This window comes from Streptomyces xylophagus (assembly GCF_000716435.1).
Lineage (GTDB): Bacteria > Actinomycetota > Actinomycetes > Streptomycetales > Streptomycetaceae > Streptomyces > Streptomyces xylophagus.
Genome location: NZ_JNWO01000023.1, coordinates 1 through 24,493, shown reverse-complemented (window position 1 = coordinate 24,493; position 24,493 = coordinate 1). Strand labels below are relative to the sequence as shown.

Genomic DNA, 24,493 nt, shown 5'->3' with positions numbered 1-24,493 from the left:
TCATCCCTTGACCCGGTGATGACCAGACCACGACACCGGCGCTACGACCGCTACAGCGCCCCCGCCAGATCCAGCGCCGCCACATACCCGAACGTCATCGCCGGACCGATCGTCGAGCCCGCGCCCGCGTAACTGTGTCCCATCACCGCCGCACTCGCGTTCCCGGCCGCGTACAGGCCGGGGATCACCGAACCGTCCGCCCGCAGTACCCGTGCCCGTGCGTCCGTGCGCATGCCGCCCTTGGTGCCGAGGTCGCCGGGGACGATGCGGAAGGCGTAGTACGGGGGGAGCCAGAGCGGGGCCAGGCAGGAGTTGGGGAGGATCGACGGGTCCGTGTAGTAGTGGTCGTACGCGCTGTCGCCGCGCCCGAAGTCCGTGTCCGTGCCGCTCGCCGCAAGGGAGTTGAAGCGGCTCACGGTGGAGCGGAGGGCCGCCGCCGGGACGCCGATGGAGGTGGCCAGGGCGTCCAGGGTCCACTGCTTGTACGCCGCGCCCGAGCTGTACCAGTTGTCAGGGAACGTGAACGTCGGCGCCACGTCCTTGAAGAGGTAGCGGTTGCGGTAGTTCTGGTCGACGATCAGCCAGGCCGGGATGTCGGGGGCGGCGGCGTTGCGGTCGTACATGATGTGGACGACGTCGCTGTACGGCGCGGCCTCGTTGACGAAGCGGGAACCGGCCTGGTTGATCAACAGGCCGCCGGGGAGGGTGCGTTCGGCGAGGCAGAAGTACGGCTGGTCGGGGAGGGGGATGGTGGGGCCCCACCAGGCGTCGTCCATCAACGCCAGTGCGGCGCCCGCCCGTTGGCCCGCCTGGATGCCGTCGCCGGTGTTCTCCTTCGCGCCGACGGTCCAGTCCGTGCCGATGGGCTGGCGCTGGTACTGGGCGCGCATGGCCGCGTTGTGCTCGAAGCCGCCGGAGCCGACCACGACCCCGCGCCGGGCGCGGACCAGTCCGGCGGTTCCGCCGCTCGTGACGACGGCTCCGGTGACGGCACCGCCCTCCAAGTACAGGTCGGTGAGCGGGGTGTTGAGCCACACCGGCACCCCCGCGGACTGGAGTCCGGCGCGCAGGCCGGCGGCGAGGGACTGGCCCATGGTGAGCGGCTTCTGGCCGAGCAGGGCCGCCTTGGTGCCGCGGGCCAGGCACTCGGTGGCGACGGCCGCGCCCTTGACGCTGACCGCGGACAGGGCGAGCCACTTGTAGTCGGCGCTGAAGACGACCATGCCGCTCGGGACGGCCATGTACGGCGGGTTGAGGTGGGCGAGTTCGGTGCCGAGGATGTTGCCGTCGAGCTGATCGGGTTCTATGGAACGGCCGTTGGGGAGGCCGCCCGCCAACTCCGGGTAGTAGTCGCTGTATCCCTCCATCCAGCGGAAGCGCAGCGGGCTGTTCGCCATGACGAAGGAGATCATGGCGGGGCCGTGGGAGAGGAAGGACTGCTGGCGGTCCGCCGAGACGTCGGAGCCTACGACCGCGGCCAGGTAGGCGGCCGCCTTCGCGGGCGTGTCGGGGACTCCCGCCGCCAGGATCACCGGGTTGTTGGGGATCCAGATTCCCGCGCCCGAGCGGGCCGCCGAGCCCCCGAACGTCGGCGCCTTCTCGACCACCACGCAGCTCAGGCCTTGTTTGGCGGCGGTCAGCGCGGCCGTCATCCCGGCCGCTCCCGCGCCGATCACGACGACGTCGTAGGTGCCGAGGAGGGGGAGGTCGGCGGCATGGGCGGAGTGCGGGACTCCGGCTGCCACGGCGAGTGCGGCGACCGCACCACCGGCCAACACGCGTCTTCTGCCCGGGAGTTCCGCATGTGCGTCCGTGCTCGGGGTCATGGCCGCTCCAGCCCGACGAGGAAATGGGCTGGGAATGTCGCGCGGGGGTCTTGTGAAGTCAATAACCAGGTCCGCACCATCTCACCAAATCGCCCTGAACGGCGCTTAGTTCGCGTACAGGACCCGGATCGTCCGCTAGTTCGCGTACAACAAGCCCTCAATATCCGCTAGTTCGCGTACAAGGCCTCGATGTCCGCCGCGAAGTCCCGCATGAGGACCTCGCGGCGGAGTTTCATCGACGGGGTGAGGTGGCCGGCCGCCTCGGTGAAGTCGCCCGGGAGGACGCTGAAGCGGCGGATGGACTCGGGGCGGGAGACCAACTTGTTGGCGTCGTCCACCGCGCGTTGCAGGACGTCTCTCAACTCCTCGTCGTCGATGAGGAGTTCGGCAGGGACGGGGTGTTTGCCGTTCATCTGGCGCCAGTGGGTGATGCCTTCGAGGTCGAGGGTGATGAGGGCGGCGACGTAGGGGCGGCGGTCGCCGACGACCATGCACTGGGCGATCAGGGGGTGGGAGCGCAGCCAGTTCTCCAGCGGGGCCGGGGCCACGTTCTTGCCGCCCGCGGTGATCAGGATCTCCTTCTTGCGGCCGGTGATGGTGAGGTAGCCCTCGTCGTCCAGGCGGCCGATGTCGCCGGTGGCGAGCCAGCCGTCCTGGGACGCGGGGATCACCCCGTCGTTGTGCGGGTCCCAGTAGCCGCGGAAGACCTGGCCGCCGTAGAGCAGGATCTCGCCGTCCTGCGCGATCCGCACCCGGGTGCCGGGCATCGGCCAACCCACCGTCCCCAGGCGGGGTTTGAGCGGGGGCGTGCAGGTGGCCGCCGCGGTCGTCTCGGTCAGGCCGTAGCCCTCGAAGATCTCGATGCCCGCGCCGGCGTAGAACGCGGCGAGGCGGCGGCCCAGCGGGGAGCCGCCGCAGATGATGTAACGGAGCTTGCCGCCGAGGGCGTTGCGGATTCTGCGGTAGACCAGCGGGTCGTAGAAGGTGCGGGCCGTCTTCAGCGGGCGGCTCGGGCCCGAGCTCTTGCCGGACTGGCGGGCCTCCATCGCCTCGCCGTAGCGGCGGGCCACGTTCGTCGCGCGGTCGAAGACCTTGCCCCGGCCGCCCTTCTCCGCCTTGGCCCGCGCGTTGTTGAAGACCTTCTCGAGCATGTACGGGATGGCCAGCAGGAAGGTCGGCTGGAAGCTCGCCAGGTCGGCCAGCAGGTCTTCGGACTTGAGGCTCGCGGCGTGGCCGAGCCGGACCCGGGCGCGGACGCAGGCGATCGCGACCATGCGGCCGAACACATGGGAGTAGGGGAGGAAGAGGAGTGTGGAGGGCTCTTCGTTCGGCTTGTTCTTGAAGACGGGGTAGAGGAGTTCGATCGCGTTGTCGATCTCCGCGAGGAAGTTGCCGTGCGTGATCGCGCAGCCCTTGGGGCGGCCGGTGGTGCCCGAGGTGTAGATGACGGTGGCGAGCGTGTCGGGCAGCAACACCCCCCGCCGTACGGCGACTTCCTGGTCCGGGACGGTCCGGCCCAGCTCGGCCAGCCGCTCCAGGTGCCCCTTCTCGAACACCCACATGTGGCGCAGGTCGGGGAGCCGGGGCGTTTCCGGGCCGAGCGCCGCCGCCTGCGCGACCGTCTCGGCGGCCATCGCGACCGCGCCCGTGTCCTGGAGGATCCACCGGATCTGGAAGAGGGAGGAGGTCGGGTAGACGGGCACGGTGACAAGACCGGCCGCCCACGCGGCGAAGTCGAGGAGCGTCCACTCGTACGACGTCCGCGCCATGACCGCGATCCGGTCGCCCGGCTGGAGGCCCTCCGCGATCAGCCCCTTGGCGACGGCCTGCACCTGCTCGGCGAACTCCGCCGCCGTCACGTCCACCCAACTCCCGTCCTCGGCCTGCCTGCTGAGGACCCGGTGGTCGGGCGCGATCGCCGCGTTCTCGAACGGCACGTCGGCGAGCGAGCCGTGCGTCGCCGGCGGCACCAGCGGCGGTACGGACACCTCCCGCACCACTCCGTCGAGCCGCCGGATCTCGGGCTCGACGAGTACGGGCGCGCCGTCGTAGTCGTGGCCGGACGGGTACGCGAGGGACATGGCAGCTCCTGAGGCGTGCAGCTTGTACCGCTCTGCTGCATTAGGTACGCATGGTGCGTACCGAGGTGTTCATCCTCGGCCGGGGCCGGGGTGTTACCGCGGGTCAGGTCGAAGATCGTACGGGTCCCGCGTGGGGACTTGGTGCGGGTTCGGGGGTGGTACGGAGCCGGGCCTGTGCATCCTCGGCGGGTTCACGCGGCTTTGTCGGCTATACGTCCGCCTTGCGTTGCCTCTGCGTCACCCATGCGCCCGCCATGGCGCGTCCAGCTCGTCCCACTTGGCCTTACCTGCGGTAACCTTACTGCGAAGTAAGCCGAAAAGAGCCGCCCAGGACGCACCCGGGAGTGGGACATGGCCAACCCCTATCCGACCCTCACCGACACCCCCGCACTCACCCCGCTCCTCCTCCGCGGCGCCCTCCTCTCTCCCTTCAAAAGACCCCGCTCGGACGCCGCGTTCCCCCGCACCCGCCTCGTCCTGCCCGGCGTACGCGTCGACCTGGCCAAACTGGCCGCCTACGAACGGGTCTGCGGCTTCGCCACCGGAGAAGACGCCCTCCCCCTCACCTATCCGCACGTCCTCGGCTTCCCCCTCGCCATGCGCCTGATGAGCTGCCGCGCCTTCCCGCTCCCGCTGCTCGGCCTGGTCCACACCTCGGTGGAGATCACCCGGCACACGGCGGTACCGGCCACCGGGGAGTACGAACTCAGCGTCTACGTCGACGAGTTGGCCCCGCACCGACGCGGCACCGAGGCGACGGTCAGCACCGAGATGCGGGCCGGGGACAAGGTCCTCTGGGAGTCGCGGAGCACGTACCTCGCCCGGCACCACCGCCCCGACGCGCGTACGCCCGAAGTCCCTGAAGCGCAGGCCCCGTTGCCCACCGTCGCCGAGTGGCGGCTCGGCGAGGACGTGGGCCGCCGCTACGGCGCCGCGTCCGGCGACCGCAACCCCATCCACCTCTACCCGCTCACCGCCCGCCTGTTCGGCTTCCCCCGCGCCATCGCGCACGGCATGTGGACGGCGGCCCGATGCCTCGCGGCGCACGGCACACCCGAACGCACCCGGGTGCGGGCCGAGTTCAGGGCGCCGGTGCTGCTGCCGGGGGTGGTGGAGTACGCGGCGGAGGGCGGACGGTTTCAGCTGCGGGGCGAAGACCGGGACCGGGTACACGTGGAGGGCCGGATCCACCCCCTGGAGGGTTGACCCGGCCCTGATGGAGCACTCAGAACACTGACAGCACTCAGTACTTCTTCCAGGCGATCAGCGAGTTCTTGCTCCCGCCGGGGTTGTAACCCAGGTCCAGGTAGCCGGAGTTCGCGCGAGGGGTCGTGAAGCCGCCCGAGTCCGAACTGAAGGTGAGCCCGCTGTTGCTCGTGGTGCTGTAGACCGTGAGTCCGCTGACCGACCAGCTGATGAACCGGCCGCTGGTCAGCCATTCGGCCGAGTAAGGACCGGACAGGGCGGGCTTGAGGAGCTTGCTCACCTGACCGTGACCCGCCCGGGTGCCGAGAGTCGTCACCGCCCACTGGCCGTCGCCGTCAGCCGCCTTCGGGAAGTAGAGAACATCGCTTCCCCTGATCGCCGCGGTTCCGCTCCCCCGATAGGTGGTGGTCGGCACGACCACACCGACGGAGTCACCGGGCAACGCCACAGGTGTGACGGTGTGCAGCGCCACACCGTTCGACGCCACGTCGGAAGCCTCGTTCACATAGAGGCTTCCACCGGTGAAGGCCAGGCTCCCCGCGGTGGAGCGGACGGCTGCCCGCTCCGCCTTCGCCGCTCCGGGAGTCCACTCCTCGACGGTGTACTTGCCCGAGCCGTCGCCCTGCTCCCAGGCGATTCGCTTGCCGTCAGTGACCAGCGACGGGCTGAGCGACTGGCTGCCCGCCTTGGCGGACCGGGCCAGCAGACGCGGCTTGCCCGACGGGAGTTGCTGGACATACAGGCGCCAGTTGAAACAGTCGTACGAGGCCTTGCCGCCGCACTCACTGTCCGAGACCTGCTGGACCTCCTTACGAATCGCCCAGCCGTTCGCCGCCAGGACGACGCCCGCGTACCAACCGGAGTTGATCTGCGCGTAGCGGTGCGTCACACCGGTCCTGGTGTCCACCACCCACGTTTCCGTGGGGCGGGTGGACGCCGCCGAACCGACCGACCCCGTGGAGGAGGTGCCGGCCGTGGAGACCGCACCGAACACCACGTAGTCGGTCGACCTGTGCACGCCGTAGCCGGCCACGGTCCAGCCGCTGGGCATCCGCAGAGCACCATCGGCCTTGAGCGTCTTGAGACCGGCGGGCAGCGAAGTCACCCTTCCCAGGGTGATGGTCGACCCCGTCGCCGCAGGGGACGCCGACGATCGGGCTTCGGCCGCGGACATCCCGCAGGCGCTCAGCCCGGCCAGGGCGGCCAGGCTGAGCAAGAGCCGAAAAGGGTGCCTACCAGACAAGATAATCCTGCTCATCCTTGAGGCCCGCGTACAGGTACGACCTGTTCGTGACGTGACGCCCGTACAGCGCGTCCACGTCTATCGGGTCGTCGTACTGAATCCAGGCATTGTTGCTCGCATAACCATAGAGCACGACCGCATGGTAGCCGTAATAGCCTTCCGCGCTCCACAGCGGCAGATCGTTTCCCTGAATTGCCGCAATGAGCGGCGCACCCCAGTTCTTGACGTTCACCTGGACCCGCGCAAAAAGCAGCTTCGCGCTGTCGGTATTGCTGTTGAGGACATACTTGTTCGACGATTCGAGGCTGTTCAGGACTGCCGGGACCTTTGACATCTTGGTCCCACTGCTGGTGGTTCCGAGCAGCGGCGCGAGCTCCGACTGGTATTTGGTCACCCCGAATGCCGTGAGCGTGGCACGCGACGAGGCCGGTACACACCAGTAGCTGGTCTGCTGCTGCTGCCCGGTGATGGTGACAGAGGTGTAGCTGACCGTTCCGGACACGTCGGAGCCGTCGTCCAGGGCCGCGACGGCGGTGTCGACCTGCGTGTCCTTTGCCGCGACATCCGAGGTCGCGCCGGTCGCGTCCTCACCTATCACCCCACTGACAGTCGTGTCGGCGAAAGCCGCGGCAGGCATCAGCACGGGGGCCGAGGCCAGCGCCAGTACCAGTGCGACGGAGCCGGTCAGCCTCCCCCGACGCCCGCGTCTCGCCGCCTCCGGTGCGTTTACGTGCTCTGACATGAGACCACCTTTTCTGGGAGCAGAATTGCCCAACGTGAAACAGGTCGGACGGCATTTGAGGTATCCGCACACCGTCGATCCGGGACGTTATGAGTAATCAACCAGGACAGTCAAGAGGATTCCCGGGGTGCGCAATCAATAATGTGCACAGCTGGACCGGACCGGAAACCTAGACCGAAGAAATCCCCGCACCTGCTCCGAACAACCCGAATCGACGCACGTTCATGACGCAGCCCCCCCTGAGGCTCGATACAGCCTGCCACTTCCGTCATGCAGCGGATCATGAGCATTCCGACGGAGATTCTCATCGGGCCGCCAGGGGAAGTCAATCCTCACCTCGACAGCTTTACGCCGCACTGAAGATTATTACCTTGACATGACCATGGGGATCGCACAACGAATTCAAAGTTTTCTTTTGAATGTCAATTCACTGTGACAGTGCTGTGCAAGGTAATGGTGGGATTCATTCAGAAGCCTGATTCTGCGGTGGCATCCAGGGCCGCCCCTCCATCAGGTTGCCCAGCCCCGCCCACGCGAAGTTCATCAGGGTCGCCGCCGCCTGCTTGGCGGTGACGCCGGGGGTCGCGTTGGCCCAGGCGGCGAGGGACTCGGCGGCGCCGACGAGGGCTTCCGCGAGGCCGGCCACCTCGTGCTCGGGGAGGTCGGGGTCGCGGTGGGCCTCACGGGCTGCGACCGCTATCAACTGGGTGACGAACGCGACGAGTTCCGCGCGCATCGCGGCCACCTCGGCCGCGAAGGGCTCCCCGTGGGTGCGGGCCTGGAGATGCAGGACGGACCAACCGTCCGGATGCTGGGCGGTGTGGGTGAAGAACGCCCGCAGTCCGTCCCGGAGTTGGTGGTCGGCGGGCGAGGCGGTGTCCACCCCGGCCCGTACCGTCTCGGTGAGCGCCTGTCCCTCGCGCCGGATGCACGCGGTGAAGAGGTCTTCCTTCGAGTTCAGGTACAGATACACCAACGGCTTGGACACGCCCGCGAGTTCGGCGATCTCGTCCATCGACGCGGCCATGTAGCCGCGCTGCCCGAAGGTCCGCACGGCGGCGTCGAGCATCTGCTGCTCACGGACCGCCCGCGGCATCCGCTTGGTCTTCACGGCACCCATGGGGCAAGGGTAGTTGGACCGGACCGCGCGGCTGCCGACAGGAGTTACAGCAGGGGTTCTAGGAAGCCTGGCCCTGCGGGTGGGCGGTGTCCACCGTCTCGTCCTCCTGGCTGCGGTTGGCGTCCAGGTTGGCCTTCATCCGGTCGACCCGCTCGACGATCTGCAGCGAGGCCCGGTCCCGCACCCCGCGCAGCACCACGAAGCTGATCGGCGCCGAGATCACCAGCGCCAGCAGCACGATCCACATGCCGTTGGACTCGCCGAAGCCGCGCGGGAAGACGCCGAGATAGACGAGGCCCCAGACGACTCCGAGGCAGCCCGCGAAGACCCCGAGGCGCATCAGCGTGTAGCGGAACATCTCAATCCACTCTTCCGTAACGAACAGACTCAACCGAACAGACCCAACCGAACAGTCCTACTCAGTGAAGCACGCGGCCCCACCGATCTTCGGGCGGGGTGCGCGGCTCACAGCAGCGGCTCACATCAGCGGCAGCAGCATGAAGATGTCGTCCCGGTCGTCCCCCGGTGCGACGCGGATCGCGCCGGGCACCCGGCCGACCTCCTTGTAGCCGCAGGAGCCGTAGAACCGCTCCAGGCCGTGGCCGCCCCGGCAGGTGAGGCGGATCGCGTCGATGCCGTCGAGACCGCGGGCGGCCTCCTCGGCGGCGGCGAGCAGGTCGCGGCCGTAGCCCTTGCCCTGGTGGCGGGGGTGGACCATCACCGTGTAGAGCCAGATCCAGTGGCGCATCAGGCGGTGCGTGTTGAACGCGAGGAACACGGTCGCGGCGACCGTGCCCGTCTCGTCCCGGCCGACCAGCAGCCGGGTCCGGCCCTCCGCCATGGCGACGAAGTGCCGGACCAGTTCGGGCCGTATCTCGTCCACCGTCACCGGTGCGACGAAGCCCACGGAGCCGCCCGCGTTCGAGACGTCCGCCCAGAGGGTGAGGATCTCCTCGCGCAGGGCACGGGTTATCGGGGGGTCCAGTTCAAAAGTCAGCGTCATGTCGGAAAGCCGTGATCGTTTCAGAAGGTCGTCGTCACACCCGCATCGGCTGCGGCGACTCCCGCCGCGCCGGGTCCGGGCCGTCGTACTCGCGGATGATCTCGTACCGCGTGTTCCGCTCGACCGGCTGGAAACCGGCGTCGCGGATCAGGTCGAGGAGGTCGTCGCGGGTGAGCTTGTTCGGGGTGCCGTAGTTGTCGGCGTCGTGCGTGATCTTGTACTCGACGACCGAGCCGTCCATGTCGTCCGCGCCGTGCTGCAGGGCGAGTTGGGCGGTCTGGACGCCGTGCATGACCCAGAAGACCTTGACGTGCGGGACGTTGTCGAAGAGGAGGCGCGAGACCGCGAAGGTCTTGAGGGCCTCGGCGCCGGTGGCCATCTGCGTGCGCGCCTGGAGCCGGTTGCGGACCTTGCCGTCCTTCATGTCCACGAAGTCGTGCTGGTAGCGCAGCGGGATGAAGACCTGGAAACCGCCGGTCTCGTCCTGGAGTTCGCGCAGCCGCAGCACGTGGTCCACGCGGTGGCGCGGCTCCTCGATGTGGCCGTAGAGCATGGTGCACGGGGTCTTGAGACCCTTCTCGTGCGCCAGCCGGTGGATGCGCGACCAGTCCTCCCAGTGCGTGCGGTGGTCCACGATGTGCTGGCGGACCTCCCAGTCGAAGATCTCCGCGCCGCCGCCGGTGAGGGACTCGAGGCCGGCGTCGATCAGCTCGTCGAGGATCTCGGAGGCACTGAGCCCCGAGATCGTCTCGAAGTGGTGGATCTCCGTGGCGGTGAAGGCCTTGAGGGAGACCTCCGGGAGGGCCTTCTTCAGCTCGCTCAGCGACCGCGGGTAGTACCGCCAGGGGAGGTTCGGGTGCAGCCCGTTGACGATGTGCAGCTCGGTGAGGTTCTCGCCCTGCATCGCCTTGGCGAGCCGGACGGCCTCCTCGATGCGCATCGTGTACGCGTCCTTCTCGCCCGGCTTGCGCTGGAACGAGCAGTAGGCGCAGGACGCGGTGCACACGTTGGTCATGTTGAGGTGGCGGTTGACGTTGAAGTGGACGACATCGCCGTTCTTCCGCGTCCGCACCTCGTGCGCGAGTCCGCCCAGCCAGGCCAGGTCGTCCGACTCGTACAGCGCGACGCCGTCCTCGCGGGACAGCCGCTCACCGGAGCGGACCTTCTGCTCCAGCTCGCGCTTGAGCCCGACATCCATGCCCATACCTCTTCCTAAGACAGCTTGCTCAACGGTACGCCTAGGCCTCTACGACTCTTCGGGCAGCTCTCCGACCCGGTTCTCCCACTTCGTGGAGAGCACGATCGTGGTACGGGTCCTGGAGACGCCCTTCGTCCCACTGAGCCGCCGGATGGTCTTCTCCAGCCCGTCCACGTCCGGTGCCCGCACCTTCAGCATGAACGAGTCCTCGCCCGCGATGAACCAGCAGTCCTCGATCTCGCTGAGGTCCTTCAGCCGGCGTGCCACGTCCTCGTGGTCGGCGGCGTCGGAGAGCGAGATGCCGATCAGGGCGATGACGCCGAGGCCGAGGGAGGCCGAGTCGACGGTCGCGCGGTAGCCGGTGATGACACCGGCCGCCTCCAGCCGGTTGATGCGGTCGGTGACGCTGGGTCCCGACAGGCCGACGAGGCGCCCCAGCTCCGCGTAGGAAGCCCGGCCGTTCTCTCTCAGGGCCTGGATGAGCTGCCTGTCCACCGCGTCCATGCGATCGGTTGCCTTCCGGTGATGACGATGAAGATGAAGATGAATGACGACGAAGATGAATGAGTGGGTGCCGTATGTCAGTTGGTGGTGTCGAAGCCGGCGCCGAGGTCGCCCTTCCACCGCCGGTACAGATCGTGTTCGACGCCCGCCGCGTCCAGGACCCGCCCGGCGACGAAGTCCACCAGGTCCTGGATGTGGGTGGCGCCGGCGTAGAAACCGGGCGAGGCCGGCACCACGGCCGCGCCCAGGTCGTCCAGGGTCACGAGGTGCCGCAGCGTCTGTCCGTTCAACGGGGTCTCGCGTACGGAGACCACCAACTTGCGCCCCTCCTTGAGGGTCACGCTCGCCGCCCGCTGCAACAGGTCCTTGCTCAGTCCGAGGGCGACCCCGGCGACACAGGCGGTCGACGCGGGCACGATCAGCATGCCCTTCGCGGGGTACGACCCCGAGGACGGCCCCGCCGCGAGGTCTCCGGCGCTCCAGTGCCGTACGGCGTCGATGTCGGGCGCGAAGGTGCCGGGCTTGCCGTCGGCGCCGCGGGCCAGCCATTCGCGCAGGTCGTCCTGCCAGTGCGCGTCCCTGAAGGCGATCCCCGTCTCGTCGAGGAGGGTCAGCCGGGACGCCCGCGACACGACGAGGTCGACACTCTCGCCGGCGTCGAGGAGCGCGCGCAGTACCGCAGCCGCGTATGGGGTGCCGGAGGCGCCGGACACCCCTACGATCCAAGGCGTACGCGGCGTCTCTCCTGGCTTGACTGGGTTCACGACACCGAGCCTAGCTGGCGTGGCGGGGCGGGAACCGGCCAAGGGTGCCGGGGCGTTCTTCTCTGGGGACAAGTGAGTGGTGGGGGTGCCATGTCCGGTACGGAGTTGGAGTGGTCGCGGGGCGACCGTGCGAAGGCCGCGGCGAAGCTGATGGTGGGCTGGGTCGCGCTGTTGTGGCTGCTCGAAGTGGTCGACGTGATCAGCGGCCACGCCCTGGACAGCCTCGGGATCGTCCCGCGCGAGCCGTCCCAGCTGATCGACATCGTGCCGGCCGCGTTCATCCACTTCGGCTTCGCCCACGTGGCCGCGAACAGCGTGCCGCTGCTGGTGTTCGGTTTCCTCGCCGCGCTGGGCGGCATCCGCCGCTTCGCCGCCGTCTGCGCGCTGATCATCGTCGCGGACGGCCTCGGCGTCTGGCTCATATCCCCCGCGCACACCAACACGGCGGGCGCCTCCGGCCTGATCTTCGGCCTCTTCGGCTTCCTGCTGATCACCGGCTTCGTCGAGCGCCACCCGCTGGGCATCGCCGTCGGGCTGATCGTCGGCGCGGTCTGGGGCACCTCGATCCTGCTCGGCCTCGCACCCACGCAGTCGGGGGTCAGCTGGCAGGCGCATCTGGTCGGGCTGGTGGCGGGGGTGGGGGTGGGGGCGGCGTTCGTGTTCCGGCGCCGACCCACCCCGCGGACCGCACTTACACCGTGAGCCCGTCACTCACCCGGTGATTCCCTCACTCACACCGTCAGCCCCCGCACCAGCAGATCCAGCAGCGCGCACACGAACAACGCGATCCCGATGAACCCGTTGACGCTGAAGAACGCCCGGTTGAGGCGGGACAGATCGTGCGGCCGCACGATCGAGTGCTCGTACACGAACGCGCCCGCGACGATCAGCAGGCCGAACCAGAAGAAGGCACCCGCGCCGGTCGCCGCGCCGTACCAGGCGAGGAGGGCCGTGGTGATGGCGTGGCAGACGCGCGCGCCCCAGATGGACGCCGGGATGCCGAAGCGGGCCGGGACCGACATGACGCCGATCTCGCGGTCGGTCTCGATGTCCTGGCAGGCGTAGATCAGGTCGAAGCCGCCGATCCAGATGCCGACGGCGAGCCCGAGGATGACCGCGTCCCAGGACCACTCGCCGGTGATCGCCAGCCAGCCGCCGACCGGGCCCATCGCCTGGGCGAGACCGAGGATGGCCTGCGGGAAGTTCGTGAACCGCTTGCCGTACGGGTAGACCACCATCGGGATCACCGCGATGGGGGCCAGCGCCAGACAGAGGGGGTTGAGGAGCGCGGCCGAGCCGAGGAACACGACCAGTGCGACGAGCGCGCCCGTCCACGCGTGCTTCACCGTCATCGCGCCGGTGACCAACTCACGGTGTGCCGTGCGCGGGTTACGGGCGTCGATCTCCCGGTCGATGATCCGGTTCACCGCCATCGCGAACGTGCGCAGACCCACCATGCAGATGGTGACCAGCAACAGCCGCCCCCAGTGGATGTTCCCGTCCAGCCGGAACATCGCGGTCAGCGCGGCGATGTAGGCGAAGGGCAGGGCGAAGACGGAGTGCTCGATCATGACGAGGCGTAGGAACGCCTTGGTGCGCCCCGGCTGCGGGATCGCGGCTGATGCGCTGCTCACGAAAGTCCGTACTCCTTCCACCGGCGGTCGACCTTCGCCGCCGTCTCCGGGTCGGACAGCACCATCTCGGGCCAGCCGCCGTCCCGCGTGTAGCCCTCCTCGGGCCACTTCCTCGTCGCGTCGATGCCCGCCTTGCCGCCCCAGAACTGCTGGTAGGAGGCATGGTCGAGATGATCGACGGGTCCTTCCACGACCGAGAGGTCCCGGGCGTAGTCCGTGTTGCCGAGGGCCCGCCACGCGACCTCGTGCAGATCGTGGACGTCACAGTCGGCGTCGACGACCACGATCAGCTTGGTCAGGGACATCATGTGCGCACCCCAGACCGCGTGCATCACCTTCTGGGCGTGCTTCGGGTACTTCTTGTCGATCGAGACGATCGCGCAGTTGTGGAATCCGCCCGCTTCGGGCAGGTGGTAGTCCACGATGTCCGGCACGATGATCTTCAGAAGGGGGAGGAAGAAACGCTCCGTCGCCCGTCCCAGCGGTCCGTCCTCCGTCGGAGGCCGCCCTACGACGATCGACTGAAGCAACGGCCTCTTCCGCATCGTGACGCAGTCGATGGTCAGCGCCGGGAACGGCTCCTGCGGGGTGTAGAACCCCGTGTGGTCGCCGAACGGACCCTCCGGCAGCATCTCGCCGGGCTCCAGCCACCCCTCGATGACGACCTCGGCCTGCGCCGGCACCTGCAACGGCACGGTCTTGCAGTCGACCATCTCGATCCGCTTGCCCGCGATGAACCCGGCGAACAGGTACTCGTCGATGTCACCGGGGAGCGGTGCGGTGGAGGCGTACGTCACGGCCGGCGGACACCCGAAGGCGATCGCGACCGGCAGCCGCTCACCCTTCCTGGCCGCGACCTGGTAGTGGTTCCGGCTGTCCTTGTGGATCTGCCAGTGCATGCCGATGGTGCGCTTGTCGTGCCGCTGAAGCCGGTAGAGCCCGAGATTCCGGACACCGCTCTCGGGGTCCTTCGTGTGCGTCAGCCCCAGGTTGAAGAAGGACCCGCCGTCCTGCGGCCAGGTGAAGAGGGCCGGCAGCGCGTCGAGATCGACGTCGTCACCGTGCAGTACGACCTCCTGCACCGGCGCGTCCTTGACCTTCTTCGGCGGCACATGGGTCATCGACCCCAGCTTCCCGAACGCGTCCCGCACCCCCACGAACCCCTGCGGCAGCTCGGGCCGCAGCAGCCCGCCGATCTTCTCGGAGATGTCGCCGTACGACTTCAGCCCCAGCGCCTTCAGCAGCCGCCGGTCGGTCCCGAACACATTCATGGCGAGGGGCATCGAGGACCCCTTCACGTTCTCGAAGAGCAGCGCGGGCCCGCCGGACTTCTGGACCCGGTCGACGATCTCCCCGACCTCCAGATACGGGTCCACCTCGGCCTTGATGCGCTTGAGGTCTCCCTCGCGCTCCAGTGCCCTGAGCAGGGAGCGAAGATCGTCGTAAGCCATGTGTCCAAGTATCGGTCACCCGCTAACCTGACCCCGTCACCGGGCCCCTCTCACCTCTCAGGAGAATCTCGCCACCATGCTCAGGTATCTGCCCACCCTGCTGGTCCTGGCCCTGTGGATCTACGCCTTCGTGGACTGCCTGAACACTCCCGAGGAGGAGGTACGCGGCATGCCGAAACTGGCGTGGGTGTTCGTCATCCTGCTCTTCGGCGGGGTCCTGGTCGGCCCGATCGCCTGGCTGATCGCGGGCCGCGCACGGCGCAATCCGGCCGATGCGACCGCTGCGGCGGACCAGTGGATCGCGCCGGACGACAACCCCGAGTTCCTGAAGTCCCTGAACAAGGACGATCCCAAGGCCGACCCCAAGACCGACTGATGGAACTCCGGCTCCTCGTCACCTTCGAGAAGGTCGCCACCGTCCTGAGCTTCACCCGGGCGGCGGCCGACCTGCGGTACGCGCAGTCCAGCGTGACCAGCCAGATCCGCGCCCTGGAGTCCTCGCTCGGCACCGAACTCTTCGACCGCCTGGGCAGCCGTATCCGCCTCACGGAGGCCGGCGAACGACTCCTCCCCTACGCCCGCCAGATCATCGAACTGACCGACGAGGCCAGGGCGGCGGTCACCGGCACGGCGGAACCGGCCGGTTCACTGACGGTCGGCACGATGGAGTCACTGACCTCGTACCGCCTCTCGCCGCTCCTGGAGTACTTCCACCACCGCTACCCGAAGGTCCGCCTCTCCCTCCGCACGACGATCGGCGACGAGACCCGGCAGGCGCTGCGGCAGGGCACGTACGACGTCGGCTTCCTCATGGAGCGGGAGACCGAGCACACCGGCCTGGAGACCGAGGTCCTGACGGTGGAACCCCTGGCGCTGGTGGCGGCCCCCGGCCATCCACTCGCCGGGAGGCATCCCGAGAAGGCCGATCTCGTACGACAGCCCCTGCTCGCCCTCGAACCGGGCTGCGCCTACCGGGACTTGTTCGAGCAGGAGCTCAAGTCCCTCGGTGAACCGGTGGAGTTCATGGAGTTCGGGACCATCGAGGCGACCAAGCGCGCCGCGGCGGCCGGCCTCGGGATCTCGTTGCTGCCCGAGGTGACGGTCGCCGCCGAACTCGCGGAGGGTTCGCTCCAACGGCTGCTCTGGGAGCCGCCGTTCACGCTTCGCACGCAGCTTGCGTGGCGGGCGGGGAAGCGGCTTCCGGCGCATGTGCGGCTGTTTGTGGAGCAGGCGCGGAAGCTGGTGTCCGAGCAAGGGTGACCTTGAGGCTCGCGAGGACGATCAGCGGGACGCCCAGCGCCTGGACGAGCCCGATGTGGTGGCCGTAGACCGCCCAGTCCATGACCATCGCGACGGCGGGGTAGACGAAGGCGAGGACGGCGATCTTCGAGGTGGGGAGCTTGGCGTAGGCGGCGTACAGCAGGACGTACATCACGCCGGTGTGAATGACCCCGAGCCCGACCAGCCACCCCCAGTCGGCGCCCTCCCCGCTCATCGCGCCGAAGTCGGCGAAGGGCAGCAGAAGCGGGATGCCCACGACGACCTGGACGAGGGCGATGAGGTGCGGCCGTACGCCGGTGATGCGCTTGGTGACCAGGGTGGACAGGCCGTAGAGCAGCGCGGCGAGGAGGGCCTGCCCGACGCCCGTCAGATAGCTGCCGCCGCTGGTGAAGTCCGCCGGGGTGACGCCCGAGACCAGGATCAGCCCGGCGAAGGCCACGACGACCCAGCCGACCTTGGCGGCCGTGAGCCGCTCGCGGAACAGGAGCGCGCCGAGCAGCACCACGTAGAAGGGCTGCGTGTGATAGACGACCGTCGCGACCGAGATCGACGTGTTCTCGTACGCCGAGAACAGCAGGACCCAGTTGAAGACGATGAACACCCCGCCCAGGACGGCGAGTCCGAGGGTGCGCGGGGTGAAGCCGTGGTCGCGCAGCCAGCCGCGGGAGAGGACGTAGCCGCCGAGGGCCAGGGCGCCGAACACGACACGGAAGAACACCACGTCGAAGGGCGAGGCGCCGGACTCGACGACGAAGACGCCGAGGGTGCCGGAGAGCATCATCGCCGCCGTCAGCTGGGCCGTGCCCTTGTTCTCTGGGGTCATGGGGACGAAGCTACGAGCGGGTACCGGGGCGGGGCGACGGGCCAGCGAGGCGTCCTTCCGATGCCCCCATCGACCGAGGCGATGGCGGCAGGTCACACAGGTGTACGCACAGGCATACGTGCAGGTTGTACGCCGCCGAGGCTCCCGATGCGGACAATGCGCCTCTGGGCCCGGACCGGCAGGAACCGGACACTTACCTCGCATGACGACTGCTCCCGCCGACTCAACCGGCACCCTCGCCCCCGAATACGGTGACAAGGTCATCGCCGTCGAGACGGCGGGTGCCGAACCGATCCCCGACGCCGAACGGCACGGCAGCCCGCTCCAGCTCCTGTGGACCTGGGCCTCCCCGAACATCGAGTTCGCGACCGTCTACATCGGCGTGATCTCGGTCCTCTTCTTCGGCCTGAGCTTCTGGCAGGCGACCGCCGCGATCGTGCTGGGCACGGGCCTCGGCGCGATCACGCAGGGCTTCCTCTCCCTGGACGGCCCGCGCTTCGGCGTCCCGCAGATGGTGATCGGCCGCTTCTCCTTCGGCTTCCGCGGCAACATCATCCCGTCGGCGGCCAACGGCCTTGTGGCGGGCGTCGGTTGGTTCGCGGTGAACAGCGTGAGCGCGGCGTTCGCGCTGAACACCCTCACAGGCCTACGCCCCCTGCCCTCCCTGCTCCTGGTGGTCGTGGCGGAGATCCTGATCGGCTTCATCGGCCACAACTTCGTGCACACCTTCGAGAAGTACGCGTTCCCGGCGCTCGCGGTGATCTTCCTGCTGGCCGGCGTGTGGACCTTCAAGGACGCGCACCTCGGCGGGAGCGGCGCGGGCGGCGGCATCGGCGGCTTCCTGCTGGCGCTCAGCGCGTCCTGGGGCTACGCGGCGGGCTGGAACCCGTACGCGACGGACTACTCGCGCTACCTCCCCCGGACGGCGAACAGGTTCAAGACGATCCTCTACCCGGCGGTCGGCCTGTTCGTGTCGGTCACGCTCGTCGCCGTCATGGGCGCGGCGTCGGCAACCCTCGTCGCCCCGAAGGACGCGACTCCCACCGCAGCCTTCACGGGCCATCTCCCGGGCTGGCTGGGCGACTTGGTGCTGATCGCGATCATCCTCGGCGCGATCTCGGCGAACGCCCTCAACGTCTACTCCGGCGCGATCTCCCTCACCGCGCTCGGCCTGAAGCTCCCCGCCTGGCTGAACCGCAGCGTCCTGGTCGTGGTGTCGGGCGTGGCCGGTACAGCGGCGGCGTGGGCGTCACTGTCCGACGCGGGTTCGGCGTACGAGGCGTTCCTGCTGGTCATCGCGTACTGGGTGGCGCCCTGGCTGGGCGTGGTCCTGGTGGAGCGCTGGTTCCAGTCCCGCATCCCCACCGAGGAACTGGCTCCCCGCCTGACCGACCCCAAGTTCACCAACTGGCCCGGCCTGGCAGCCCTGTTGATCGGCGTCGCGGTGTCGGTCCCGCTGTTCTCCAACCAGGAGGACTACGTCGGCTACGTCCCGAAGCACTGGCCGTCGTTCGGGGACAGCACGCCGATCGTGGGCTTCATCCTGAGTGCGGTGCTGTATGTGGTGCTGCGTTCGGTGCTGGGGAAGAAGGCACCGGTCGAGCCACAGTCTCAGCCGAGCAAGGCCGACGCCTGATCCACGTGCTCGACCTTGATGTACCGGGCGTTCTTCGCCCCGTAAGCCTTCTTGATGATCGGCTCGGCCTGGTCGGGGTCGTCGACCCCGACCTGGACGAACCCCCGTTCGTCCACGCCGACTTCGCGCATCTCGAAGGTGCCGTCCCAGCGCTTCATGTCGTCGCCGATCCGGTCGGACAGCGCGTCGAGGGTCTTACGGCCGACGTCGGCGTCGTGGAGCCGCACGGTCGCGCCCTTCACGGCGGATCCGCACACCTCGGCGTCGAAGGCGGCTGAGGGGACGCGCCACACGTCGACGGACTGGGTGTCCTCGTCGACGGAGAGGCCGGTGTAGACGGCGCTGTAGCGCTTGGCCTCCGCCAGCTTGTCCATGCGGGCGACGACGCGCTCCATCGGGGAGCCGTCCTCGCCGGCGGGGAGGCTGCCGAGGGGGCGGGTGCCGACGCATTTCCGCACGGACCCGGTGTCGGACTTCGGCCGGGCGCCGGCCACGGAGTCGGAGCCGGAGCCGGAGCCGGATTCGGCGCCCAGATTGCGGAGCCCGTGCACGGTCAGTGCCACCAGGACGGCCACGGCGACGACCGTGACGGCCACGAAGGCCCACAGGCAGTGCTTCACGTACTTCTTCATGCCCCCTCCATCGGTTCGCTCGGCACTGTGACGGCGGAGGGGCCGGAGGCGTTCAGTCCTCCCGCCGGTCCTGCCGTCGGTCCTCCCGCAGGACGAGTTCCAGCAGCCCCGGGAAACGGGCCTCGAACTCGTCCCTCCGCAGCCGGTTGACCCGCTTGGGCCCCTCGTCCCGCTGCTCCACGATCCCCGCCCCCCGCAACACGGCGAAGTGATGACTCAGCGCGGCCTTGCCGACGGGCACGTCGAAGCTGCCGCAGGCCCGCGACCACTCCGCCGAACCCGCCAACTCCCTTACGAGGGTGAGGCGTACGGGGTCGGCGAGGGCGGCGAGGGCGGTCTGTACGGGGACGTCGCCGGGGTGGGTGTGTTCGGGGGCGGCCCTATGACTTCCGGTGGTGCCGGTTCGCTGCGCCATGCCCGCCTCCTGCTCCCCCTTGCCGACTGTTCGATGAAAACCATACACTCGCGAGTGTTCGCTTTTCATTGAACAGTCGAGCGAGGGGTGTGTGGCATGCGCGCGGTCGAGGTCCAGGAGTACGGCGGTCCCGAGGTTCTGAAGGTCGTCGAGACGGAGGTCCCGCGGCCCGGCCCCGGCCAGGTGAGCGTCGACGTGGCGTACACCGGGGTGAACTTCGCCGACCTGAAGGCGCGGTCCGAGGGGTACCGGGTGCCAAGTCTCCCGTTCGTACCGGGACTTGAGGTCTCGGGGCGGGTACGGGAGATCGGCGCGGGCGTCTCCGACGGCCTGACCGTGGGCCAGGAGGTCGTCGCCCTCACGGCGGGCGGCGCCTACGCGGACGTGGCCGTCGCCGACGCGGTGACCGTCTTCCCGCTCCCCGAAGGCATCGACCTCCGCACGGCCGCCACCCTCCCCACCGTCCTTCCGACCGCGTACGCCCTCGTCCACACGGTGGGCCGACTGCAACCCGGCGAGACGATCCTCGTGCAGGGCGCGGCGGGCGGAATCGGCACGGTGGTGGGGCAGTTGGCGCGGGCGGCGGGGGCCGGGGCGGTTTACGGGGTCGTATCGGGCGCGGCGAAGGCGGAGTTCGCGCGGGGGTACGGCTACGACGAGGTGTTCGTGGGCGAGTTCGAGGCGCCGGTGCGGGTGGCGACGGGCGGGCGTGGAGTCGATCTCGCGCTGGACCCTGTAGGCGGCGACACATTGCGCGCCGGCCTGGCGTCCCTCGCGACCTACGGCCGCCTGGTCTCCTTCGGCAACGCGAGCTCGGCGGCACCGTGGCAGGTGGGCCAACCCGAGCTGTATCCCGGCGCCCTGTCCGTCTCCGGCTTCTCGATCCTGACCCTGGCGCAGACGGACCCGGCGGCGCTACGAGCCCTGACCGAGCGGGCGTTCGCGACGGTGGTCGCCGGTGTGGTGTCTTTGCCCGTGACTGGGGAGTTCGGGTTGGAGGAGGCGGCGGAGGCGCATCGGGTGATGGGGGCGCGGACGAGTGTGGGGAAGTTGCTGCTCAGGGTGGGCTGATGAGGGTTGTTCGCTGCGGGCCCGTGGGGGCTGGGCGCGCAGTTCCCCGCGCCCCTGAAGGGGCGCCTCACTGACCGCTTGTTATCGCAGTGCCGTCGTGAATGCCGACCACGCTGAACGGGTGATCATCAGCACCGGGCCCTCAACCACCTTGCTGTCACGCACCGGCACCGCGGCGGGGAAAGCGGGGGCGATTTCTACGCAGTTGCCGCCGTTGTCGCCGCTGTAGCTGCTCTTGATCCAGGTCGCCGCGTTGAGGTCGTGCCTGTCCATGGTGCTCGTACCCCTCCATCACGTCGCTGATCAGAGCGGCGGATTCGCGGGCCGACGGAATGTCCGCCCTGAGCACATCATAGGTCTGGCTGTGGCGCGCGAAGGTGGTCGGATCGTTGTTGAAGTGGCCACGGTCCAGGGATTCCGAATACACCCACCGCCCATCCGGCAGCTCGATCAACGACATCGAGTTGCGGGGGCGAATGAGTCCGAAGAGACCTGCTGGAGCCACCTGGATACGGACGTTGGGACGCCGACCGACACTCAGTAGATGGGCGCACTGGTCCCGCATGACCTCCGGGCTGCCCACCGCGTTGCGCAGACAGCTCTCGTCCAGGACGGCGACATACAGCGGGCCTTCGTCGGTCAGGAAGCGCGGCTGACGGCTCAACCAGGCCCGGACACGCGACTCGATCTCGTCAACGTCCGTGCGGCTACGGCTGAACAGCGCGTGCGCATAGCCCGGAGTCTGCAACAGGCCCGGGATGACCTGGTCTTGATACTCCCGCAGCGCCATGGCCCGCGCATCCATCTCAGCCCGCCGCTCGAACCAATCAGGGTGCTGCACTTCCGGATACCAGTCGATGTGCCGCCACATGCGCAGCAACACCCCACCCGTACCCAGGACTTCATCGCACTTCTTGGCGAACGACTCCTGCGGAACCCGCGTCCCGGCCTCCACCTTGGCCACATGCGAACGGTCGCACGGGATCTCTCTCCCCAACGCCTCCTGGGTGAGCAACGCGGCCTCGCGATAGTGGCGTAACAGGTCGCCGAACAGCACCGCGTTACTGACCCCGCCCGTGGCCTCCGCATTTCGCTGGGTCACAGAACCGGCCTCCCCTCCGTGGCAATGGCCCAGTGGCACGCGTCAAGCATTGATACGCACCGTTCCCCTACGCGACTCTCAATACACCCAGAGTGATGAAGTGGCCCCGGAGTGAACATGGTTGAGCCGATCGCGAATCAGATCGAACAAGGAACGCTCGTTTACGACGCCAGTACGAACAAGGTGGGTGAGTACCTAGGCAAAGCAGGCCCCTACGCGATGTTGCGCCCCGTCGGCGGCGGCCGGGAGTGGGAGGCCAACCCGGGGTCCGTACGCCCCGCGACGCCGGAGGAACGGCTGAGTGCGAGCGTGAAGGCAGCCAACTCCCGCTCGGGGGAAGGGAATTCGGTGCCCTACGACATCAGTACGCCGCCCTCCCCCGTCCCCGACTGCCCGTCCTGCGCCGACCTCGCCGCACTCCGGCACGACGCCCGCGCCCGCGGTGACGGCACCGCCGAGACCGACGCGAACGTCCTGCTGCGCCGGCACCAGCACCGCGACCACGACGCGCGGCGGCACCGACGCATCTTCCGGTTCGTGCCGTACGCGATCGTGCAGGACCCGGGCGCGGAACCGGAGTACGAGGCCCGTTGCGTCTCCGGCGACGAGGACGACTGCGGCGCCGCGTCCGGACCGTGCGGCGACCCGGCGACCGTAGAGGAATGGCAGCGCAAGCACACCCAGGAGACCCGGCACACCCGCTACCGCCGCAGCTTCGCGGACTACGCGGTGCTGGCTCCGCAGCCGTAGACCTGGCTGCGGAGCCCCCTCTTTGGCCTCCCTCTTTGGCCCCTCTCTTTGGCCCTCTCCTCGGGTCAGCCGAACTTCGGCAGGTCGCTGGAGCAGGTCAACTGGCTTGTGTCGGCAGGGACGATGCGCTCGACAGAACCGGGCCGTCCGTCGGTGATCTTCAGCTGAGCTGCCGACAGGTAACCGATGAACAACTGCTTCCCGGTGGGCACGGCGGCGGGATGGAAGTCGAAGACGACTCGGTCGTCACCCTCCCGATGGGCCGTGCGCACCTTTTCGACGCCGGGACCGGAGCCGTGCCGGTCCAGTGTCGCCGGGTCATCGATCCCCCTGCAGAACTCGCCCACCTTCATGAGCACCGGGAACCCTGCCGCGTCCAGCGCCTTCTCCAGCCCCGCGTGATCGTCGAAGTAGGCCTGCTTGTCCCAACTCACCCTGATGGAACCGTTCTTGAGGCTGTCGACGGCGTAGGCGGCGGTGTGGATGTGCACGGTGCCCGCGCCGGTGGCGAGTTCGTCCGACGGGGGTGCCGTGGACGGGTTGCCGTAGGTGGATACGCCCAGCGCCAGCCCGGTCACGGCCACCGCGCCCACCAGGGCGACTACGCGCCGCCTGCTCCGCCGCGCGCGTCCGGCGGCGGCGATTCGCTCGACGGGGGTGTCGAGAGTGACGTCGGCAAACGACGTCCGCAGCACGTCGAGTACGTCGGTTACGTCCGTGTCTACGTTCGTGTCGTGTTCGGTCATGGTCCGGCCTCCGGGGTGACGAGATGGCCGCGCAGGGTCGCGACGGCCCGTGACAGGTGGGCGGTGACGGTGCCGGGCGCGATCCCCAGGGCCTTTGCCGTCGCCTCGGTGTCGAGGTCGAGGAAGACCCGGAAGGCGATCACCTCCCGCTGCCGGCGCGGCAGTTGGCGCAGCAGGACGAGCAGCGCGGGGTCGAGGCCGACGTCGGCGACCGCGGGTGCGGCTTGGTCCTGCCCGGCGTCATCGAGGGCCACCTCGCGCCGTCTCCGCCGCCACCACGAGACACGCGTGTTGAACGCCGTACGCACGACCCATGCCCGGGGCGCCGGATGCCGCCCGACTTTCGGCCAGGCCACCCACGCCCGGGTGAACGCCTCAGCCACCAGATCCTCGGCGAGCTGCCGCTCCCCCACACCGGCGAGCACGGCCCTGAGGCACACGTCCCGGCTGCTGCTGTAGAACTCCGCGAACTCCAGCTCCTTCACACTCCCTATACGCGTCGGGGGTGGGATTCGCTTACCTGGGGGTGTCGCGGGCGGCCGGGGGTCAGTGGGGTGGGCGCGCGTCGATACGTGAACGTTGGGCCGCCCGCTTCTTTGCCAGTGTCGTGCTTCCGTGCCCCGAGTAAAGGGCGCTCCCTGCGGTCGCGTCGGCTGCGCCGATTCCGCTTCGCTCCACCCTTGACTCGGTGCACTCCAGCCTGGTTGAGAAGCGAGCGGGCGGCCCCGGGGAACGGGTGGCCCAGGCATGCCTCCCCTTGCCTGAGCTGCGTCGCGGGCCGGTGTGGTGGGGGCGCGATCGCGTCTCGCCGGCACGCCGGGCAGGCTCAGCGGCCAACGGCCGGTGGGCTGGTGAGGACACCGGCATCGGGTGGCCGGGGGGTCTGCAGGCTGGGGTAATTTCTAACCTGTCATGGGGTATGTGAGTGGCTAGTCCGGGACCCGGCTTCCAGCAACCCCCATCCCCCGATGCGGCTGCCCCCACCCACCCACCCACCCACTCACGGTTGGCCGCTGAGCCGACGCGGCGTGCCGGCGAGGCGCTGACGCGCCCCCACCGCACCGGCCCGCAAGGCAGTTCAGGCAACGGGCTTCCTACCTGGCCACCCGTCCTTCCGGGCCGCTCGCTCGCTTCTGAAACGGGTTTCCGCGGCCCGAGTCAAGGGTGGAGCGCAGCGGAATCGGCGCAGCCGACGCGACCGCAGGGAGCGCCCTTTACTCGGGACACGGAAACCCGACACTGACAAAGAAGCGAGTGGCCCAACG

The 24,493-nt window shown here is 68.8% G+C and carries 26 protein-coding genes; 7 read left to right on the top strand and 19 right to left on the bottom strand.

The window, feature by feature from the left end:
- Positions 1-50 precede the first annotated feature (50 nt).
- Together kstD and OO70_RS38750 are read right to left on the bottom strand one after the other, a co-directional pair.
- Entirely contained in the window at positions 51-1,826 is a 1,776-nt protein-coding gene (kstD, locus tag OO70_RS38755) for a 3-oxosteroid 1-dehydrogenase (RefSeq protein ID WP_051742021.1), read from the bottom strand.
- Positions 1,827-1,993: 167 nt separating this feature from the next.
- Positions 1,994-3,907, bottom strand: a complete 1,914-nt coding sequence (locus OO70_RS38750; protein ID WP_043682504.1) for an AMP-dependent synthetase/ligase — start codon at positions 3,905-3,907, stop codon at positions 1,994-1,996.
- A 351-nt stretch (positions 3,908-4,258) separates the two neighbouring features.
- Between OO70_RS38750 and OO70_RS38745 the strand changes: the two genes are divergently transcribed.
- A complete protein-coding gene (locus OO70_RS38745) occupies positions 4,259-5,113 on the top strand; it encodes a MaoC family dehydratase (protein WP_043682502.1) in 855 nt (284 codons plus the stop codon).
- Positions 5,114-5,150: 37 nt separating this feature from the next.
- On the opposite strand, the gene OO70_RS38740 is transcribed toward OO70_RS38745, so the two are convergent.
- The 8 genes from OO70_RS38740 to OO70_RS38705 all read right to left on the bottom strand — a co-directional run bounded on the left by OO70_RS38740 (position 5,151) and on the right by OO70_RS38705 (position 11,687).
- Complete coding sequence (locus OO70_RS38740; RefSeq protein WP_158711574.1) at positions 5,151-6,218, bottom strand: hypothetical protein; 1,068 nt, start codon at positions 6,216-6,218, stop codon at positions 5,151-5,153.
- A 127-nt stretch (positions 6,219-6,345) separates the two neighbouring features.
- Positions 6,346-7,098, bottom strand: coding sequence for a C39 family peptidase (locus OO70_RS38735; RefSeq protein WP_043682498.1), 753 nt, complete (start codon positions 7,096-7,098; stop codon positions 6,346-6,348).
- 463 nt (positions 7,099-7,561) lie between these two features.
- On the bottom strand, positions 7,562-8,218 hold the full coding sequence (locus OO70_RS38730) for a TetR/AcrR family transcriptional regulator (protein WP_043682495.1): 657 nt from the start codon (positions 8,216-8,218) through the stop codon (positions 7,562-7,564).
- Positions 8,219-8,276: 58 nt separating this feature from the next.
- Complete coding sequence (locus tag OO70_RS38725; RefSeq protein ID WP_043682493.1) at positions 8,277-8,576, bottom strand: DUF4229 domain-containing protein; 300 nt, start codon at positions 8,574-8,576, stop codon at positions 8,277-8,279.
- A gap of 120 nt (positions 8,577-8,696) precedes the next feature.
- Positions 8,697-9,221: a GNAT family N-acetyltransferase gene (locus OO70_RS38720; RefSeq protein ID WP_043682490.1), complete on the bottom strand. Its 525-nt coding sequence runs from the start codon at positions 9,219-9,221 to the stop codon at positions 8,697-8,699.
- Between the two features lie 34 nt (positions 9,222-9,255).
- Positions 9,256-10,419 carry an aminofutalosine synthase MqnE gene (gene mqnE, locus OO70_RS38715; RefSeq protein ID WP_043682846.1) on the bottom strand — a complete coding sequence of 388 codons (1,164 nt, stop codon included), beginning with the start codon at positions 10,417-10,419 and terminating at the stop codon, positions 9,256-9,258.
- A gap of 48 nt (positions 10,420-10,467) precedes the next feature.
- Entirely contained in the window at positions 10,468-10,923 is a 456-nt protein-coding gene (locus OO70_RS38710) for an Lrp/AsnC family transcriptional regulator (RefSeq protein ID WP_043682487.1), read from the bottom strand.
- A 77-nt stretch (positions 10,924-11,000) separates the two neighbouring features.
- Positions 11,001-11,687 (bottom strand): UbiX family flavin prenyltransferase, encoded by a 687-nt coding sequence (locus OO70_RS38705; RefSeq protein ID WP_078651726.1) that lies wholly within the window; start codon positions 11,685-11,687, stop codon positions 11,001-11,003.
- A gap of 90 nt (positions 11,688-11,777) precedes the next feature.
- On the opposite strand from OO70_RS38705, the gene OO70_RS38700 reads away from it, so the two are divergent.
- Positions 11,778-12,389 carry a rhomboid family intramembrane serine protease gene (locus OO70_RS38700; RefSeq protein ID WP_043682480.1) on the top strand — a complete coding sequence of 204 codons (612 nt, stop codon included), beginning with the start codon at positions 11,778-11,780 and terminating at the stop codon, positions 12,387-12,389.
- A gap of 29 nt (positions 12,390-12,418) precedes the next feature.
- Here OO70_RS38700 and mqnP read toward each other — a convergent pair whose 3' ends face one another.
- Together mqnP and OO70_RS38690 are read right to left on the bottom strand one after the other, a co-directional pair.
- Positions 12,419-13,321, bottom strand: coding sequence for a menaquinone biosynthesis prenyltransferase MqnP (mqnP, locus tag OO70_RS38695; protein ID WP_043682478.1), 903 nt, complete (start codon positions 13,319-13,321; stop codon positions 12,419-12,421).
- Entirely contained in the window at positions 13,318-14,772 is a 1,455-nt protein-coding gene (locus OO70_RS38690; RefSeq protein WP_043682475.1) for a menaquinone biosynthesis decarboxylase, read from the bottom strand. The genes mqnP and OO70_RS38690 overlap by 4 nt, the downstream gene beginning before the upstream one ends.
- 76 nt (positions 14,773-14,848) lie before the next feature.
- Here OO70_RS38690 and OO70_RS38685 point away from each other — a divergent pair, with 76 nt between their 5' ends.
- Both OO70_RS38685 and OO70_RS38680 read left to right on the top strand, forming a co-directional pair.
- Positions 14,849-15,148: a PLD nuclease N-terminal domain-containing protein gene (locus OO70_RS38685; protein WP_043682472.1), complete on the top strand. Its 300-nt coding sequence runs from the start codon at positions 14,849-14,851 to the stop codon at positions 15,146-15,148.
- Positions 15,148-16,032, top strand: a complete 885-nt coding sequence (locus OO70_RS38680) for a LysR family transcriptional regulator (protein WP_043682469.1) — start codon at positions 15,148-15,150, stop codon at positions 16,030-16,032. Before OO70_RS38685 ends, OO70_RS38680 begins: the two co-directional genes overlap by 1 nt.
- Here OO70_RS38680 and OO70_RS38675 read toward each other — a convergent pair.
- Positions 15,929-16,876: a DMT family transporter gene (locus tag OO70_RS38675; RefSeq protein ID WP_043682467.1), complete on the bottom strand. Its 948-nt coding sequence runs from the start codon at positions 16,874-16,876 to the stop codon at positions 15,929-15,931. The genes OO70_RS38680 and OO70_RS38675 overlap by 104 nt on opposite strands.
- Before the next feature lie 202 nt (positions 16,877-17,078).
- Between OO70_RS38675 and OO70_RS38670 the strand changes: the two genes are divergently transcribed.
- On the top strand, positions 17,079-18,512 hold the full coding sequence (locus OO70_RS38670) for a purine-cytosine permease family protein (RefSeq protein ID WP_043682463.1): 1,434 nt from the start codon (positions 17,079-17,081) through the stop codon (positions 18,510-18,512).
- Here OO70_RS38670 and OO70_RS38665 read toward each other — a convergent pair.
- Both OO70_RS38665 and OO70_RS38660 read right to left on the bottom strand, forming a co-directional pair.
- Positions 18,488-19,144: a hypothetical protein gene (locus OO70_RS38665; protein WP_043682460.1), complete on the bottom strand. Its 657-nt coding sequence runs from the start codon at positions 19,142-19,144 to the stop codon at positions 18,488-18,490. The genes OO70_RS38670 and OO70_RS38665 overlap by 25 nt on opposite strands.
- 52 nt (positions 19,145-19,196) lie before the next feature.
- The gene (locus OO70_RS38660) at positions 19,197-19,559 is read right to left on the bottom strand and encodes an ArsR/SmtB family transcription factor (protein WP_043682456.1); all 363 of its coding nucleotides are present in this window, start codon (positions 19,557-19,559) and stop codon (positions 19,197-19,199) included.
- 96 nt (positions 19,560-19,655) lie between these two features.
- On the opposite strand from OO70_RS38660, the gene OO70_RS38655 reads away from it, so the two are divergent.
- Positions 19,656-20,630: a quinone oxidoreductase family protein gene (locus OO70_RS38655; protein WP_043682453.1), complete on the top strand. Its 975-nt coding sequence runs from the start codon at positions 19,656-19,658 to the stop codon at positions 20,628-20,630.
- A gap of 81 nt (positions 20,631-20,711) precedes the next feature.
- Here OO70_RS38655 and OO70_RS56930 read toward each other — a convergent pair whose 3' ends face one another.
- Both OO70_RS56930 and OO70_RS38650 read right to left on the bottom strand, forming a co-directional pair.
- On the bottom strand, positions 20,712-20,825 hold the full coding sequence (locus OO70_RS56930) for a DUF397 domain-containing protein (RefSeq protein ID WP_324604899.1): 114 nt from the start codon (positions 20,823-20,825) through the stop codon (positions 20,712-20,714).
- Positions 20,788-21,732 (bottom strand): helix-turn-helix domain-containing protein, encoded by a 945-nt coding sequence (locus tag OO70_RS38650; protein WP_043682451.1) that lies wholly within the window; start codon positions 21,730-21,732, stop codon positions 20,788-20,790. The genes OO70_RS56930 and OO70_RS38650 overlap by 38 nt, the downstream gene beginning before the upstream one ends.
- A 117-nt stretch (positions 21,733-21,849) precedes the next feature.
- Here OO70_RS38650 and OO70_RS56925 point away from each other — a divergent pair, with 117 nt between their 5' ends.
- Positions 21,850-22,482, top strand: a complete 633-nt coding sequence (locus tag OO70_RS56925; RefSeq protein WP_043682448.1) for a DUF7848 domain-containing protein — start codon at positions 21,850-21,852, stop codon at positions 22,480-22,482.
- A 65-nt stretch (positions 22,483-22,547) separates the two neighbouring features.
- Here OO70_RS56925 and OO70_RS38640 read toward each other — a convergent pair whose 3' ends face one another.
- Positions 22,548-23,228 (bottom strand): hypothetical protein, encoded by a 681-nt coding sequence (locus tag OO70_RS38640; protein ID WP_043682444.1) that lies wholly within the window; start codon positions 23,226-23,228, stop codon positions 22,548-22,550.
- Positions 23,225-23,713 carry a sigma-70 family RNA polymerase sigma factor gene (locus OO70_RS55550; RefSeq protein WP_063749770.1) on the bottom strand — a complete coding sequence of 163 codons (489 nt, stop codon included), beginning with the start codon at positions 23,711-23,713 and terminating at the stop codon, positions 23,225-23,227. Before OO70_RS55550 ends, OO70_RS38640 begins: the two co-directional genes overlap by 4 nt.
- Between the last annotated feature and the right edge of the window lie 780 nt (positions 23,714-24,493).

What these genes read in the sequence shown, in the direction of transcription:
- kstD (WP_051742021.1), bottom strand. Translation starts at nt 1,826, where the DNA reads ATGACCCCGAGCACGGACGCACATGCGGAACTCCCGGGCAGAAGACGC.
- OO70_RS38750 (WP_043682504.1), bottom strand. Translation starts at nt 3,907, where the DNA reads ATGTCCCTCGCGTACCCGTCCGGCCACGACTACGACGGCGCGCCCGTA.
- OO70_RS38745 (WP_043682502.1), top strand. Translation starts at nt 4,259, where the DNA reads ATGGCCAACCCCTATCCGACCCTCACCGACACCCCCGCACTCACCCCG.
- OO70_RS38735 (WP_043682498.1), bottom strand. Translation starts at nt 7,098, where the DNA reads ATGTCAGAGCACGTAAACGCACCGGAGGCGGCGAGACGCGGGCGTCGG.
- OO70_RS38730 (WP_043682495.1), bottom strand. Translation starts at nt 8,218, where the DNA reads ATGGGTGCCGTGAAGACCAAGCGGATGCCGCGGGCGGTCCGTGAGCAG.
- OO70_RS38725 (WP_043682493.1), bottom strand. Translation starts at nt 8,576, where the DNA reads ATGTTCCGCTACACGCTGATGCGCCTCGGGGTCTTCGCGGGCTGCCTC.
- OO70_RS38720 (WP_043682490.1), bottom strand. Translation starts at nt 9,221, where the DNA reads ATGACGCTGACTTTTGAACTGGACCCCCCGATAACCCGTGCCCTGCGC.
- mqnE (WP_043682846.1), bottom strand. Translation starts at nt 10,419, where the DNA reads ATGGATGTCGGGCTCAAGCGCGAGCTGGAGCAGAAGGTCCGCTCCGGT.
- OO70_RS38710 (WP_043682487.1), bottom strand. Translation starts at nt 10,923, where the DNA reads ATGGACGCGGTGGACAGGCAGCTCATCCAGGCCCTGAGAGAGAACGGC.
- OO70_RS38700 (WP_043682480.1), top strand. Translation starts at nt 11,778, where the DNA reads ATGTCCGGTACGGAGTTGGAGTGGTCGCGGGGCGACCGTGCGAAGGCC.
- OO70_RS38690 (WP_043682475.1), bottom strand. Translation starts at nt 14,772, where the DNA reads ATGGCTTACGACGATCTTCGCTCCCTGCTCAGGGCACTGGAGCGCGAG.
- OO70_RS38685 (WP_043682472.1), top strand. Translation starts at nt 14,849, where the DNA reads ATGCTCAGGTATCTGCCCACCCTGCTGGTCCTGGCCCTGTGGATCTAC.
- OO70_RS38680 (WP_043682469.1), top strand. Translation starts at nt 15,148, where the DNA reads ATGGAACTCCGGCTCCTCGTCACCTTCGAGAAGGTCGCCACCGTCCTG.
- OO70_RS38675 (WP_043682467.1), bottom strand. Translation starts at nt 16,876, where the DNA reads ATGACCCCAGAGAACAAGGGCACGGCCCAGCTGACGGCGGCGATGATG.
- OO70_RS38670 (WP_043682463.1), top strand. Translation starts at nt 17,079, where the DNA reads ATGACGACTGCTCCCGCCGACTCAACCGGCACCCTCGCCCCCGAATAC.
- OO70_RS38665 (WP_043682460.1), bottom strand. Translation starts at nt 19,144, where the DNA reads ATGAAGAAGTACGTGAAGCACTGCCTGTGGGCCTTCGTGGCCGTCACG.
- OO70_RS38660 (WP_043682456.1), bottom strand. Translation starts at nt 19,559, where the DNA reads ATGGCGCAGCGAACCGGCACCACCGGAAGTCATAGGGCCGCCCCCGAA.
- OO70_RS38655 (WP_043682453.1), top strand. Translation starts at nt 19,656, where the DNA reads ATGCGCGCGGTCGAGGTCCAGGAGTACGGCGGTCCCGAGGTTCTGAAG.
- OO70_RS56925 (WP_043682448.1), top strand. Translation starts at nt 21,850, where the DNA reads ATGGTTGAGCCGATCGCGAATCAGATCGAACAAGGAACGCTCGTTTAC.
- OO70_RS38640 (WP_043682444.1), bottom strand. Translation starts at nt 23,228, where the DNA reads ATGACCGAACACGACACGAACGTAGACACGGACGTAACCGACGTACTC.